This window comes from Chryseobacterium kimseyorum, from assembly GCF_025971945.1.
Lineage (GTDB): Bacteria > Bacteroidota > Bacteroidia > Flavobacteriales > Weeksellaceae > Chryseobacterium > Chryseobacterium kimseyorum.
In genome coordinates this window covers 238,055-252,982 of sequence record NZ_JAPDHW010000004.1, presented here as the reverse complement: position 1 = coordinate 252,982, position 14,928 = coordinate 238,055, and the positions used below count along the sequence as shown (strand labels likewise).

Sequence of the window (14,928 nt, the reverse complement as noted above, 5' to 3'; positions counted from 1 at the left end):
AAAAAAAAGCTAAATTTGTTGAAACAAAAATTATTATGAAGAGATATCTACTATTGTTTTCATTTTTACTGGTTAGTTCGAATTTTTTATTTTCACAAGTTATAGCGCCGAGAAAGCCTGCGAAGAAAACGATCCCTGCAAATGCTAAAGCGGGAGACTATATAGATGTAAATGTTGCTCCATATCCTGAGAGTAATTACACTCCAACACAATTGGTAACTGACGTTTTGGTCGGTACATCCGGTTCTTGTGGGACACCAAATATTACAAATGTTACGATAAGTCCAAATCAAGCTGTTACCAATAATAACAGGTTTTGGGGATATTTCAACAAAGGGACTTCAAATTTTCCTTTTGCTGAAGGTATTGTTTTAACTACAGGCTATGCAAGAGAAGCTGGTAACACTGCGATCAACGATGTACTAGGGGGTACTACAGGCACAATGTCTGATCCGGATCTTGTGGCAGCGATTGGTACTACGCAACAGCTTAATGATGCAGTTACTTTAGAATTTGACTTCGTACCTACAAGTTCTCAAATGAAGTTCAGATATATGTTTGCTTCTGAAGAATACACCGGTGGTTTCCCCTGTCTGAATTATGATGATGCATTTGCACTATTATTAAAGCCTGTTGGTGGAACTTACCAAAACCTTGCTATACTGCCTGGTGGTGCCGGTCCTGTATCTGCAACAAATATTGTACCTCAGAATCCATTATTTTCTTGTGGTCCTATTAATGCGCAGTATTTTGGATCTCTGCCACCTAACCAAATTAATTACTATGGTAGAACAATACCTTTAACAGCTGAGGCGACCGTAATTCCCGGTCAGATGTATCATATCAAAATGGTTATCGCCGATGCAAGAGATGGTAACTATGATTCTGCGGTTTTCTTAGAAGCTGGTTCATTTGATATTGGTGTAAATCTTTTAGATCCTTCAGGAGCACAGTTGCCTGCTGAGATCAATGTATGTAACAATGAGCCACAGCTGATTACAGCGTCTACAAGTGGTCCAAATTTATTGTATCAGTGGTTTTTAGATGGAAATCCAATAGCTGGAGCCAATACAAATACCATAACTGCGGTACAGCCTGGTACGTATAAAATTGAAGTAAGTGTTCCAGGAAATCCTTGTCCAGGTTCAGCTTCAATAAAAATAAACGGTGGAACAACACCTTTAGCACAAAATGCTACATTCCGTTTATGCAGTACGCCGGATATTACCACTTTCGATCTGAATAATGCTAAACCATTAATCAGCCCGACTCCAAATGCAGTTTTTAGATTTTATGAAAATCAGGCAGATGCAACAGCGCAGAACGCTAATTTTATACAGACTCCAGCCAACTATAACGGAGCAAACGGACAAATTTTATATGTTGTTGTTTCAGACGGAGGTTTCTGTAGTAAAACAATTGAATTAACATTAACCAGAGAATTAACGCCGATTGCAGGAGTTACCTCTTCAAGAATCAGAGTGTGTCCGGGTGAAGCTGTAACGCTTACTGCGACTGGTGGTGTAACGTATCTGTGGGATAACTTCCCTGGAAACGGAAATACGCAGACAGTAACTGTTAATCAGACAACCACTTTTACGGTTTACGCATTGGGAGCGCTTGGATGTAAGTCTTTACTTCCTGCAAAGATTACAGTGGAAACTGTAGCGCCAATCACATCACCTTTGTTGGATGTTGAAATGTGTGTAGGTGATACCATCACATTGGACGCAGGAGCAGGTACAAATTATACTTATCTATGGAATACAGGAGCTGAAACGCAGACTATCGTAGCTACTCAGTTGGGAGTTTATACAGTAACAATCAACAATGGCATTTGTGAAGAAACATTTACTGTGAAAGTACATGGTGCTTCATCTCCGTTCTTTACGAATCTTAGCTACGAGAATAATACTTTAACGGCGATTGCTACCAATCCTTCCATTAATAATCTTTACGGAACTTTAGAGTATTCTGTAGACGGAATCAACTGGCAGGAATCGAATGTCTTTACTAATCTTACTGACAATGCAACATACAATGTTCAGGTGAGAATTAAAGGTACAACATGTTACGGTGCCGTTGAGTTCTTTACATTGGCTATCAACAACGTGATTACGCCAAACCAGGATGGTGTGAATGATGTTTTAGATCTTACAGGGCTGAGAGACTTTAATAATTTCACAGGATCTGTTTATGACCGATACGGTGTTGAAGTGTTCAGATTCTCTAAAGAAAGACCAATCTGGGATGGAACTGTTTCAGGAAAAAGATTGCCGACGGCAACTTACTGGTATAAGTTTAACTTCGAATACAAGAAGACTAAAATACAGATGAGCAGATCTGGATGGATTATGTTGAAGAACAGAGAATAATCTTTAAAGATTAAAATTAAATAGCAATAAAATAGCCTTTCAAATTTGAAAGGCTATTTTTATTTTTTTATAAAAAGAATAGAATTACATATTTTCTTTCCAAAGCTGAGTGAAATGAATGAAATCTTCTACACTCAGTTCTTCAGCTCTTTTATCCATAAATTCATGAGTTTTCAGTGCTTCAGGAATATTGAGAACTTTCCAGGAGTTAGATAATTTTTTTCTTCTCTGCCCAAAACCAGCTTTTACAATCTGTTTAAAAAGAACTTCATTTCCTACCAAACCTTCTTTAGGATTTCTGGTCAGTCTGATAACTCCGGATTTTACTTTTGGTGGCGGATTAAATACATTTTCATGAACGGTGAAAAGATACTTTACATCATAATAAGCCTGCACCAAAACAGAGAGAATTCCATAATCTTTGGTTCTCGGAACCGCGGCTGTTCTTTCGGCAACTTCTTTCTGGAACATTCCTACCATCTCAGGAACAATTTGATAATGGTCAATTATTTTAAATAAGATCTGTGACGATATATTATAAGGGAAATTCCCGATAATGGCAATCTGTTCGTGATTGATAAAGTTAAAATCCTGTTTCAGAAAATCTCCCACGAAAGTTTCTTCGGTAGCCTTACTGTAGTTTTTTTTTAGATAATCTATAGATTCGGTGTCTATTTCGGCAAGATAAATTTTCTGATCCTTTTCCAGAAGATATTTTGTGAGCACGCCCATTCCGGGACCTACTTCCATAACGTTGTTGTAGTTTTCGTAGCTTAAGCCTTCTACAATGTTTTTTGCGATGTTTTCATCGGTCAAAAAGTGTTGACCCAGATGTTTTTTTGCTCTTACACTCAAAGTTTATTTATGATTTCGTTAACAATGATTTTCTCTTATTCGTTCCAAATTTCGGTAGAATTTTTCTATTTTAGCCAAAAATTTTAATATTAATGGCGAAATCTGTAGAAGAGTTTAATAAGAAAAGGCTTCGGTCTAGCAATATTACTGTGGTAATAAGTATTGCCTTAGTGTTATTTTTGTTAGGATTAATGGGCTTGATTCTAATCAATGCACAGAAATATTCCGATTATCTTAAGGAGCAACTTGTTGTAAATGCGTACTTTGACGAGAATTATGACGATAAAGATTCTGCCAAAATAGCAAAACAAGAGGCGGTGGCCGTAGAGGTTATTAAAACTATGGAGCCTGTAAAGCGGACAAAGTATATTTCTAAAAAAATGGCAACATCAGAAGCCAAAAAAAGTTTAGGAATCGATACTGAGGCACTTTTTGATAAAGATATATATCCTGCTTCTGTAGAAATTGCATTAAAACCGGAATACACAGACTCTACAAAAATTGGTGCCGTTTTAACTCAGATTAAGTCTGTTCCCGGGATTGTTGATGTAAAGAATGATTCAGATTCACAAAAGATCTACGATAAATTAAATAAAATTCTGAAATGGATTTTAGCGTTCTGTGTACTGTTTTTAGTCTTAGCAATTGTTTTAATTAATAATTCAATCAGACTGAAAGTATTTTCAAAGAGATTTATAATTAAAACCATGCAGTTGGTAGGAGCTAAGCGTAGATTTATTTTGACGCCGTTTATCAAAGAAGCTTTGGTGCTCGGTTTATTGGGTGCAGTCTTGGCCCTGATCGCTTTATCTGGTCTTTGGTATTATTTTACAACCACCATCAAAACTCCTTTCGTGCAGGATACCAACCAATACTTCTGGTTAGTGCTGTTAATTTTCGGAGTGGGTATTTTCATCACTATATTAAGTACAATCGTTGCAACATGGAGATTCTTGAGATCAAATGTAGACGACTTATATTATTCTTAAAAAAATGGGCAAAAAAACACATAAATTTTCCGCGTCAGATTTCGGTACGGATACAGAAGTTTCTAAGGAGCAAGCATTCTACTTTGGAAAGGAAAATTACAAATGGATGCTGATTGGTTTAGCATGCATCGTTGTCGGATTTCTTTTAATGATGGGACCAGACGCAAACACGGTAGATGGAAAACTTGACCCGAATGTTTGGAATGATGATATTTTTTCAATCAGAAGAATCAGAATTGCACCTTTGCTGATCGTTATCGGTTTTGTAATTGAAATTTACGCCATCCTGAAGAGAAAGAAATAAAGAGCCAAATAAAAAGTATAAGGAACCAATTAATAGTTCAAATAAAGAAAAGTCGGTTGTTCAGCAATTGACTTTTTGTTTAAAATTAAAAAAATAGGCTGAAGGCAATTTGCCGGATGCCAACTGCAAATTATGGATTTAATTAAAGCAATAATTATTGCAATTGTAGAGGGACTTACAGAATATTTACCCATTTCATCAACCGCGCATATGGGTTTTGCTGCCAATCTGATGGGGTTAGAAGAAACAGAATTTCTGAAAATGTTTCAGGTTTCTATTCAGTTTGGGGCAATTTTATCAGTTGTGGTAGCTTATTGGAAAAAGTTTTTTGACCTTAAAAATCTTCAGTTTTATTTTAAGTTAGGTTTTGCAGTGATTCCTGCATTGGTTTTAGGATATATCTTCGACGATATGATTGAAGATGTTCTGGGAAATCAAATAGCTATATCTTCCGTATTGGTTTTAGGTGGAATCGTTTTGCTGTTTGCTGATAAATGGTTTAAAAATCCTGTCATACATGATGAAAAGGAATTATCGATAAAAAAAGCAGTTATCATTGGATTTTGGCAATGTCTGGCAATGATGCCGGGAACAAGTAGAAGTGCGGCTTCAATAATTGGTGGGATGACACAGGGGCTTACAAGAAAAGCAGCGGCTGAATTTTCATTTTTCTTAGCAGTTCCAACAATGTTGGCGGTGACCGTATATTCTGTTTTTGTGAAAACATGGGGCAAAGAATCCGGAAATCCGATGAAAGGTTACGAGATGATTTTCTCTTCTCAGGATCATATTACCATTTTCATTGTCGGAAATATTGTTGCATTTATTGTTGCATTGATCGCAATCAAAGCATTTATTGGAGTTTTAAACAGATACGGTTTCAAGCCTTGGGGATGGTACAGAATAATAGTAGGGATTGCATTGTTGGTTTATTTTTATTGGTTTTAAATAAGGTTAGACATTTTAAGTTGTTGTTTTTTTTGCAACTATTTGACTTTCGCTCCGTTCAAACCAGAAAAGTTGGTTAGAAAATTCAAATTGAATAATCCCTGAAACATCACCAAGTTTGGCTGACGGAGGTTCAACGAAAATAAATTATTACTCATTACCACTTATTCATTATTCAGATTTATGACAGCAGAACAACTTCTTGAAGGGCAGATTCTTCTTTTAGATAAACCTCTGGACTGGACTTCCTTTCAGGCAGTCAATAAAATGAAGTACAAACTCAAAAGTGAGTTTGGCCTGCCAAAAAAATTTAAAATCGGTCATGCAGGAACTTTAGATCCGAGAGCGACAGGTCTTTTAATTGTTTGCACCGGAAAATTCACAAAAAAAATTCCGGAAATACAGGATGCTCCCAAAGAATACTGGACGGAAATTAAAATAGGAGTTCAGACAGAATCTTACGACACCGAAAAACCTGAAATTCTTCAGCAGGACATTTCTCATATAACGGAAGAGAACGTGGAAGAAGTTCTGAATAAATTTTTAGGTGAAATAGAACAGACACCGCCGATTTTTTCTGCTATTAAAATTGATGGAAAAAGAGCTTATGACATGGCGAGAGCAGGGCAGGAGGTTGAAATGAAATCAAGAAAAACAACGATAACTTATATTAAAGATGTAGAAATCAATTTTCCTTTGATAAGTTTCACGGTAGGCTGTTCTAAAGGAACGTATATCCGCAGTTTAGCTCACGATATCGGTCAGGAACTGGGAGTTGGTGCCTATCTAACTCAGCTGAGAAGAACGAAAATCGGTGATTATCATGTTCAAAATGCAACACAAGACTTTTTGACAAATGATTTCAAATTTGAAAATTTATAATATATTGTGATACGGAATTTCGATTTTAGATAAAAAAAAATACCGCATCAAAAAAAGACTCATGGAAAAGACACGTATCAATAAATATCTTTCTGAAGTTGGCTACTGCTCAAGACGTGCAGCAGATAAACTTTTGGAAGAGGGCAGAATAACAATCAACGGAAAGGTTCCTGAAATGGGAACCAAAGTTTCTGATGAGGATGTAGTGGAAGTCGACGGAAAACCTATTCGTGAAAGTGAAGATAAACCTATCTATATCGCTTTTAATAAACCTGTAGGAATCGTCTGTACCACAGATACGAAGCGTGAGATTGATAATATTATAGAATACATTAACCATCCCAAAAGAATTTTTCCTATCGGTAGACTTGATAAGCCGAGCGAAGGTTTAATTCTTCTGACTAACGACGGTGATATCGTTAATAAAATCTTGAGAGGAAAAAATAATCACGAAAAGGAATACTTGGTAAGAGTCGACAAGCCTTTAAACTCAAAATTTCTTGAAAAAATGCGAAATGGTGTTCCGATTTTGGATACTGTCACCAAAAAATGTGAAGTTGAAAGAATTGATGATATGACTTTTCGAATCGTTTTAACACAGGGATTAAACCGACAGATTAGAAGAATGTGTGAATTTCTGGGCTATGAGGTGAAAAAACTGAAGCGTATCAGAATTATGAACATCAAATTGGATATGCCTTTGGGTAAATGGAGAGATTTAACTGCAGAAGAGTTGTCAGAACTGAATTCTATGCTTGACGGATCTTCAAAAACCTTTGATTAACTACACTTTATATAACATCATGTAAGTTTGGATTGAAAGTTGTGAGCTATATAAATTTCCAAATTAAGGGAATTTCAGTGAGTTTTATCACATTTCAAGGATTAATATATTGATGTTTTTAATATTGGAATTTTAATGTTCGTAACTGTAAACCGTTATTTTTTAATGTTTTAACATTTTTTTCAACAAATTGTTTTATATTTGTAATCGATAATCGACAGGTTATTTACAGAACACTAATATAAACTATAATGATGAAAAAAAAGCTCTATCTGGTAGCAGCCTCTTGTCTGCTATTTCTTTCAAAACGAATGCTCAAGTAGGGATAGGGACGACTGTTGTCGAGAACGACTTGCTTTTAAAAGTTTCGTCTACCAATAAAGGAATCTTAATCCCTAATCTTACAATTCCAAATTTAAACGCAGCTGCACCGGTTACGAATCCTGCTTTGGGACTTCTTGCTTATAACAAAGCAACCGGAAAACAGGGTTTTAATTTTTGGGATGGAACCAAGTGGAATGAGCTGGTGGATACACGAAATATCTATTCTGTTCTTGGTCTTACGATATCTTACAGTGTCTCAAATTCTTCTCCGGTAGATATAAATGCTGTAAGGGGAGCAATCAATTACCCACAGGAATCTTTACCCGGAACAACTTGGACCGAAGTTCCCGGTCTCTCAAAAGATATTACTATTACCCAGGCTAACAACAGTATTTCTGTGATTACAGAAGGGATGATTCAGGCGAATAATTCTGCTGCTTCTGCAGGTTCTGACGCATTTACTTATGCTGTGGGAATATTTATTGACGGAAAACTTTCCGGAGTGAGAAATTATTCGACAAAGTATTCAAATACCTACCAGTATGATTTCTTCTCCATCAACAGTGTGTTTAATAACCTCAGTTTAGGTAATCATACCATCAAAACGTATGTGACTGTAAGAGCAAGTAACCTCACCGGAGTGACTTTGTGGAGATATGGCGGTCCGATCAATTACTCACCACCCACCAATCCTCCATCATCAATTAACAGTGATATGTCTAGAATCAATATGTTTATCAAGCTGACTGAAAAATCATAAACACAAACAATGAAAAATATTTATTTAAGATTGCTTTTCTTCGTACTGGGAAGCTTAGTTTACGCTCAGAGTGGATCGGTAGGGATTGGAACCAATACTCCGAACGAATCTGCTATACTTGATATGGTTTCGTCAAACAAAGGTCTGATGATTCCTAAAGTTTCATTGAACGCTACAAATGCGTCAGATTACAGTTTTATGGCAACCCAGCCAACAATCTCTCTCTTAGTCTTTAATACAAATGCCGCTTTACCTGCTGGAACCGGTCTTTATTATTGGGACGGTACAAAGTGGGTGTTTTATTTCAATTCTGCCAATATCAATCTCCTGTTGGGAATTACAAAATATTATTCTAAGGTATATCCTAATACACTATTCTCGTTTGCCTACAATTCTGAATTAAGTTCAGTCAGTTCATTTGTAAACGGTACCGCATTGGCTACACCCTGGATAAAAATACCTGAAACAAACGATACACCATTTAATATTGTAATTGACAGAGTAAAAAACAATACAGTAATCACGCTTACTGGAATGGTTCAGCTACGAAATACGACAGCAGGGGAAGAAATTAGAAATGTGAACTACGGTTTGGGAATTTTTGTTGATAATCAATTGATCTCATCTAAAGCGGTCTCTCTAAGCACAGATACACGTTGTGGATATCAGGAGTTTACCATAAATGGTTTTGTAGATGATCTCAGTGTTGGAACCCACACCATTACCTTTGGTGCAATGAACAGGTCGGGGAATGCCGGCAGCACATCACTTTATTTCGGAAGACAGGCAGGAGGCTGTGAGAATCTCTCAGATGATGAAGTGAGAATCAGTTCTGTAGTTTTAGTTAGTCAACCTTTACCTTATTAATCATGAAAAAAATCTATAATATCATCGTTCTATTGGCGATTCCGTGTTTTGCAACTGCACAAGTGGTCATGACGGATAAAGCAGTGCCTGTTGTTGATAACAGCGCAATTCTTAAATTAGATTCAGATAAAAAAGGAGTTCTTTATCCGAGGATTCCTCTGACTTCAAGTACCGATATTGTTACAGTGCCCAATCCTCAGAACGGAAACGTGGTTTTTAATACAAATTCAACGGCAACATTACCACAAACCGTTGCCTATTTTGACGCAGGAAAATGGAATGCACTGTATACAAAAGAACAGGTGATATCAAAATTTGATCTGGTAAGCATCAGTTCTGTATCAGCTGCTTTACCTATTTCAATTGCAGGATTTAAGCCGGGTAATTTTACTCTTGGTACCAATAGCAACAATGATTGGACATCATTAAATATTACAGATACGAAAACCTTCACCAGAGCAACAAATTCGTTGGCTTTCACACTCGAGGGGATGACGCAACTGGATAAATCAACTAACAAATTTTATGAATACGCAATAGGAATTTTTGTGGACGGTAAACTGGCAGCCGTAAGAAAATACCACAAGCACAACGAAAATTTTACCTGCTCATGGCATAAGTTTGTTTTGAATGGAGTTATTAATAATCTTAGTGTAGGTGTGCCTCATACTATAGAAGTTAAGGCAAGAAATATCTCTGCCACCAATGCTGCAAATACTCCGAGTCAGATAATTGTATACGGTGGTCCTGCGAGATATGAAAACAACAATGTTTGTGACAACATCAGTACTTTTATGTCAAAAATGTCTCTCACTACAACCGTTGTAGAGTCTCTTAATTAAATGTGATTTTATCATAATATGTGTTTTTGGTAACGGATGTGCAGGAAGCCATCCGTTTTTTTATGTAAATGTTTGAACAGCAGATATTACCACTATTAAATTTTGATTTAAAAAATATTGCTGTAATAAAAAAAAATCGTACTTTTGCACTCACTTTTGTGAACGTACTTTCGGCGAAGTAAAATATTAGCAATTAACAACTTCCATATTTTTCAGGATTCACAGCAAAGCCGAGGTCTGTAAGAATTGGAATACAAATTTTATTAGAAAATGTCAAAAGAGACAAATTCAGCAGAGGTTATTCTTAACCAAAACGTAGCACCAGAACAATTTGATTGGGATTCTTTCGAATCAGGTCTTGATGCAGATGCGAGAAAAGAAAAAAGCGATCTTGAAGAAATCTACAACGGATCTCTTAGCAGCTTAAACGACAACGATGTAATCGTAGGTAAAGTTGTAAGATTGACTGACAAAGAAGCTATCGTAGACATCGATTTCAAATCTGAAGGTGTTATTTCTCTTAATGAATTCCGTTACAACCCAGGCCTAAAAGTAGGTGATGATGTTGAAGTAATGGTAGACAGAAGAGAAGACAAAACTGGTCAGTTACAGTTATCTCACAGAAAAGCTAGAACGCTTAAAGCTTGGGATAGAGTAAACGAGCTTCACGAAACTGGAGAAATCGTTAACGGTTTTGTAAAATCTAGAACTAAAGGAGGTATGATCGTTGACGTTCACGGTATCGAAGCATTCTTACCGGGTTCTCAAATCGACGTTAAGCCAATTAAAGATTACGATCAGTTCGTAGGTAAAACTATGGAGTTCAAAGTTGTGAAAATCAACCCTGAGTTCAAAAACGTAGTAGTATCTCACAAAGCATTGATCGAAGCAGATATCGAAGGTCAGAAAAAAGAAATCATCGCGCAGCTTGAAAAAGGTCAGGTTCTTGAAGGTACTGTTAAGAATATTACTTCTTACGGTGTATTCGTAGATCTTGGTGGTGTAGACGGATTGATCCACATTACAGACCTTTCTTGGTCTAGAGTGAACCATCCATCTGAAATCTTAGAAGACGGACAGACTGTGAAAGTGGTTATCCTTGACTTTGATGACGAGAAAACAAGAATCCAGTTGGGTATGAAGCAATTAGAGGCTCATCCTTGGGATGCTCTTTCTGCTGACATGAAAGTTGGTGATAAAGTAAAAGGAAAAGTAGTAGTTCTTGCTGACTATGGTGCATTCGTTGAGATCGCTCCAGGTGTAGAAGGATTAATTCACGTTTCTGAAATGTCTTGGTCTACTCACTTGAGAAGCGCAGGAGATTTCGTAAAAGTAGGTGACGAAGTGGAAGCTGAAGTACTTACTTTAGACAGAGAAGACAGAAAGATCTCTCTAGGTATGAAACAATTATCTAAAGATCCTTGGGAAAATATCGAAGCTAAATATCCGGTAGGTTCTGAGCACGTTGGAACTGTAAGAAACTTTACAAACTTCGGTGTATTCGTAGAATTGGAAGAAGGTATCGACGGATTAATTTATATCTCAGACCTTTCTTGGACTAAGAAAATCAAGCATCCATCAGAATTCTGTGCAGTTGGTGATAAATTGAATGTTATCGTTCTTGAACTAGACATCCAGGCTAGAAGATTATCTCTAGGTCACAAACAATTGACAGAAAACCCATGGGATAAATTTGAAACTAAATATGCTGAAGGAACTGTACACGCTGGTAAAGCTGTAGAAGTACACGATAAAGGTGCTTCTGTACAATTCGATGATGCTGAAGTAGAAGCTTTCTGCCCATCAAGATTATTAGAGAAGGAAGACGGATCTAAAATCAAAAAAGGTGAAGATGCTCAGTTTAAAGTAATCGAATTCAACAAAGAATTCAAAAGAGTAGTAGTTTCTCATACAGGAATCTTCAGAGACGAAGAGAAAAAGAATGCAAGAGAAGCATCTAACAACAGATCTAATAACAGCGGTAACACTTCATCTTCTTCTAACAACGAAGAAAGATCAACTTTAGGTGATATTGATGTATTAGCTGAATTGAAAAAGAAAATGGAAGGAGGTAAATAATCTCAAACTATTTTTATAATATGAATCCACTCGTGAGAGTGGATTTTTTTGTTTTATAAGGTCATTTTTTCAATCCTTTTACTTGTGAAAAAAATGACTGAATTTTGTATGATTTGTTAGAAAGAAAACACCTAGTAGTGAACTGATATTCATATTTTTACTTACTTAAAATTATTTTGCTAAAAATTTAATAAATATATTTTTTGATTGAATAATATTTGTAAATTTGGGGCTTTAATAATCAATATGAAAAAGATAACTCTACCTCTTTTATTTGCAGTATTTGCAATTTTTCCATCTTCAAAGCTTTCAGCTCAAGATAATCAAAGATTAATCAATAACTATATTCAAACAAATCATCTTAGAGATTATAAAAAGTCTGATTTGATGAATTTTACTATTGATAACGTTGATTCATCAAAGTCTTTGAACGGAGATGTTGTAAAATTTCAGCAGTCTTACAATGGTTTGCCAATTCGTAATGCAGTTGGTACAGCATTGATAAAGGAGGGCAAAATTGCTTACTACACCGATAATTTTCTAAAAAATTACAGTAACGTTAGTTCAACTTCAGCTTCAATCACTAAAAGCGCTGCATTAGATAAGGTTGCTGACCACTTAGGAAAACAAGAGATTAAAAGTTTTTCGATTCTAAGCTTCGCCGATGCTGATCTAGATAACGGTAAATTTGTAAAGCAACAATTGTTGTATGTTGAAGATAATTTAAACTTAAAATTAGCGTACCAATTTACATTTCAGGAACCAAAATCTCCAAGTTTCTGGGAGGTTTTAGTTGATGCTCAAAATGGAGAAATAATAAGCAAAACTGATCTTAATTTATCTTGTAGTTTTCACCCGGGAGCTTATAATCATGATCATAGCAATGATGTTTATAGTAAATTAATAGGTCCGGAGAATCAACCTGAAAATAAAACTGTTTCATTATTAGTTCCGGATAATGCATCTTATAACGTCTTTCCGTTACCTATCGAAGCACCTACCTTCGGCGGAAGATCAATTGTTAATAATCCTTGGTTATTAGCATCCTCTCCTGAAGGGTGGCATTATGATGGTACTACTCATTACACTAGTACACGTGGAAATAATGTCAATGCTTATGAAGATACATTTGCATTTAATTCAGGAAGTTCCGCAGAGGGTGGAACAACGAGAAATTTTGATTTTCCTTTTAGTATCAATGCAGATCCATTATTGAATCAAAACGCTTCAATCACTAATCTTTTCTACATAAATAATAGAGTTCACGATATTTTTTACAAATTTGGATTCACTGAATCATCAAAAAATTTCCAACAGTCAAACTTTGGTTTAGGTGGAGCAGATAACGATTACGTTAATGCTGAGGCACAAGACGGTGGAGGTACAAATAATGCAAACTTTTCAACTCCGGCAGACGGTGGAAAACCTAGAATGCAAATGTATCTGTGGAGTACAATAAACAGAATTTTTTACTATAATGCTCCAACGATAGCAGTTCCACGTCAACCAATTGCAGGTATAGCTCAATTTGGTAATCCTCTTGGTGCGACTGGAGTAACAGGAAATGTTCAATTATCATCTGTATTAAACGGATGTACGGCATTACCAGCGGGATCACTTACCGGAAAGATTGGATTGATCGAAAGGGGAACGTGTGACTTTGTAATGAAAGTGAAAAATGCACAAAATGCAGGAGCTACTGCCGTGATTATATACAATGCGCCGACATCTGCCGCTATAGGTAATATGGCAGGGACTGATGCTACAGTTACCATTCCCTCAGTTTTAATTGAAAATGCAGAAGGCGAGTTTATTAAAGGGCAACTAAGTTCAAATACTACTGTCAATGTAACTCTTAAAAATGATCCGGCTTCTTCGGTTACTCCAGATGGTAGTTTCGATAACGGTATTGTGATTCATGAATATGGTCATGGTATATCTAACAGACTTACGGGTAATGGTTCTACTTGCTTGGTATCTTCTGTAAGTAAAGAGCAGATGGGAGAAGGCTGGTCAGATTTCTTTGCATTAATGTTAACAAATAGGCCTGGTGATAATGCTTCAGTACCGAGAGGTATGGCAACTTATGCAGCAGGGCAGTCAATCTTTGGAGGCGGAATTAGACCTGAAAAATATTCTCCAAATTTTGCTGTGAATGATTATACATATACTGATACCAATGGTATGGAATATACTAATTCAAATGGAGTTCTGGTTCCGGATGTACACTCAATCGGTTTTGTATGGGCAACAATGCTTTGGGATCTTCATTGGGATTATGTAGCAAAATATGGATATGCATCAGATGTTACAGCCAATACAACAAGTGGTAGTGCACGTGTTTTACAACTAGTTACTAATGCATTAAAACTTCAAGCATGTAATCCGTCATTTGTAGAAGGTAGAGATGCTATATTAGCTGCAGAATTAGCGAGTACAGGTGGAGTGGATAAATGTATGATCTGGAGAGCATTCGCTAAAAGAGGTTTAGGTTTAGGTGCTTCAGCAGGTGTGAAAGCGAATATCAACGACCAGGAACAAAGCTTTAATGTCCCTGCCGACTGTGTATTATCTACCAATGAAACTGCTTCTGTTAAGGATAACGCTATTTCAATCTATCCTAATCCTGCTAAAAATGAATTCTTCATAAACTTCCCAAAAAATACAATGGGTAAAGTTAATGTTGAAATCTATGATATGTCTGGAAAATTAGTTTCTACAGAGAGTAAAATTTCACCAGATTCTAAGAAAGCAATTTCTACAACTAATCTTGTAAACGGAACTTATATCGTAAAAGTAAATGGTCTTGGTATTGATGCTGCATCAAAACTTTTGATCAAAAAATAGTAATATAAACTCAATTTAGTTTACAATCACCTCAGATTATCTGGGGTGATTTTTTTATTTGAATACAGTTTC

General features: G+C 36.1%; 12 protein-coding genes. 11 read left to right on the top strand and 1 reads right to left on the bottom strand.

Annotated features, from left to right (window positions below; translation table 11 throughout):
* The first annotated feature begins 35 nt into the window (after positions 1-35).
* Positions 36-2,375, top strand: coding sequence for a choice-of-anchor L domain-containing protein (locus tag OMO38_RS07780; RefSeq protein ID WP_264749636.1), 2,340 nt, complete (start codon positions 36-38; stop codon positions 2,373-2,375).
* A gap of 84 nt (positions 2,376-2,459) precedes the next feature.
* Here OMO38_RS07780 and rsmA read toward each other — a convergent pair whose 3' ends face one another.
* Entirely contained in the window at positions 2,460-3,230 is a 771-nt protein-coding gene (gene rsmA / locus OMO38_RS07775) for a 16S rRNA (adenine(1518)-N(6)/adenine(1519)-N(6))-dimethyltransferase RsmA (RefSeq protein WP_264749635.1), read from the bottom strand.
* Positions 3,231-3,322: 92 nt separating this feature from the next.
* Here rsmA and OMO38_RS07770 point away from each other — a divergent pair, with 92 nt between their 5' ends.
* The 10 genes from OMO38_RS07770 (at position 3,323) to OMO38_RS07725 (ending at position 14,856) form a co-directional block, all read left to right on the top strand.
* On the top strand, positions 3,323-4,219 hold the full coding sequence (locus OMO38_RS07770) for a cell division protein FtsX (protein WP_264749634.1): 897 nt from the start codon (positions 3,323-3,325) through the stop codon (positions 4,217-4,219).
* A 4-nt stretch (positions 4,220-4,223) separates the two neighbouring features.
* Positions 4,224-4,523: a DUF3098 domain-containing protein gene (locus OMO38_RS07765; protein ID WP_264749633.1), complete on the top strand. Its 300-nt coding sequence runs from the start codon at positions 4,224-4,226 to the stop codon at positions 4,521-4,523.
* A 132-nt stretch (positions 4,524-4,655) separates the two neighbouring features.
* Positions 4,656-5,471 carry an undecaprenyl-diphosphate phosphatase gene (locus OMO38_RS07760; protein ID WP_264749632.1) on the top strand — a complete coding sequence of 272 codons (816 nt, stop codon included), beginning with the start codon at positions 4,656-4,658 and terminating at the stop codon, positions 5,469-5,471.
* 183 nt (positions 5,472-5,654) lie between these two features.
* Positions 5,655-6,353, top strand: coding sequence for a tRNA pseudouridine(55) synthase TruB (gene truB / locus OMO38_RS07755; RefSeq protein ID WP_264749631.1), 699 nt, complete (start codon positions 5,655-5,657; stop codon positions 6,351-6,353).
* Positions 6,354-6,414: 61 nt separating this feature from the next.
* The gene (rluF, locus tag OMO38_RS07750; RefSeq protein WP_264749630.1) at positions 6,415-7,137 is read left to right on the top strand and encodes a 23S rRNA pseudouridine(2604) synthase RluF; all 723 of its coding nucleotides are present in this window, start codon (positions 6,415-6,417) and stop codon (positions 7,135-7,137) included.
* A 286-nt stretch (positions 7,138-7,423) separates the two neighbouring features.
* On the top strand, positions 7,424-8,221 hold the full coding sequence (locus OMO38_RS07745) for a hypothetical protein (RefSeq protein ID WP_264749629.1): 798 nt from the start codon (positions 7,424-7,426) through the stop codon (positions 8,219-8,221).
* 9 nt (positions 8,222-8,230) lie between these two features.
* A complete protein-coding gene (locus tag OMO38_RS07740; RefSeq protein ID WP_264749628.1) occupies positions 8,231-9,088 on the top strand; it encodes a hypothetical protein in 858 nt (285 codons plus the stop codon).
* Between the two features lie 2 nt (positions 9,089-9,090).
* Entirely contained in the window at positions 9,091-9,930 is an 840-nt protein-coding gene (locus OMO38_RS07735; RefSeq protein WP_264749627.1) for a hypothetical protein, read from the top strand.
* A gap of 270 nt (positions 9,931-10,200) precedes the next feature.
* The gene (rpsA, locus tag OMO38_RS07730) at positions 10,201-12,009 is read left to right on the top strand and encodes a 30S ribosomal protein S1 (protein ID WP_264749626.1); all 1,809 of its coding nucleotides are present in this window, start codon (positions 10,201-10,203) and stop codon (positions 12,007-12,009) included.
* A gap of 246 nt (positions 12,010-12,255) precedes the next feature.
* Positions 12,256-14,856, top strand: a complete 2,601-nt coding sequence (locus tag OMO38_RS07725; RefSeq protein WP_264749625.1) for a T9SS-dependent M36 family metallopeptidase — start codon at positions 12,256-12,258, stop codon at positions 14,854-14,856.
* Positions 14,857-14,928 lie beyond the last annotated feature (72 nt).

Excerpts from the sequence above, each read along its gene's own strand:
- OMO38_RS07780 (WP_264749636.1), top strand. The coding sequence starts at position 36 with ATGAAGAGATATCTACTATTGTTTTCATTTTTACTGGTTAGTTCGAAT.
- OMO38_RS07770 (WP_264749634.1), top strand. The coding sequence starts at position 3,323 with ATGGCGAAATCTGTAGAAGAGTTTAATAAGAAAAGGCTTCGGTCTAGC.
- OMO38_RS07765 (WP_264749633.1), top strand. The coding sequence starts at position 4,224 with ATGGGCAAAAAAACACATAAATTTTCCGCGTCAGATTTCGGTACGGAT.
- OMO38_RS07760 (WP_264749632.1), top strand. The coding sequence starts at position 4,656 with ATGGATTTAATTAAAGCAATAATTATTGCAATTGTAGAGGGACTTACA.
- truB (WP_264749631.1), top strand. The coding sequence starts at position 5,655 with ATGACAGCAGAACAACTTCTTGAAGGGCAGATTCTTCTTTTAGATAAA.
- rluF (WP_264749630.1), top strand. The coding sequence starts at position 6,415 with ATGGAAAAGACACGTATCAATAAATATCTTTCTGAAGTTGGCTACTGC.
- OMO38_RS07740 (WP_264749628.1), top strand. The coding sequence starts at position 8,231 with ATGAAAAATATTTATTTAAGATTGCTTTTCTTCGTACTGGGAAGCTTA.
- OMO38_RS07735 (WP_264749627.1), top strand. The coding sequence starts at position 9,091 with ATGAAAAAAATCTATAATATCATCGTTCTATTGGCGATTCCGTGTTTT.
- rpsA (WP_264749626.1), top strand. The coding sequence starts at position 10,201 with ATGTCAAAAGAGACAAATTCAGCAGAGGTTATTCTTAACCAAAACGTA.
- OMO38_RS07725 (WP_264749625.1), top strand. The coding sequence starts at position 12,256 with ATGAAAAAGATAACTCTACCTCTTTTATTTGCAGTATTTGCAATTTTT.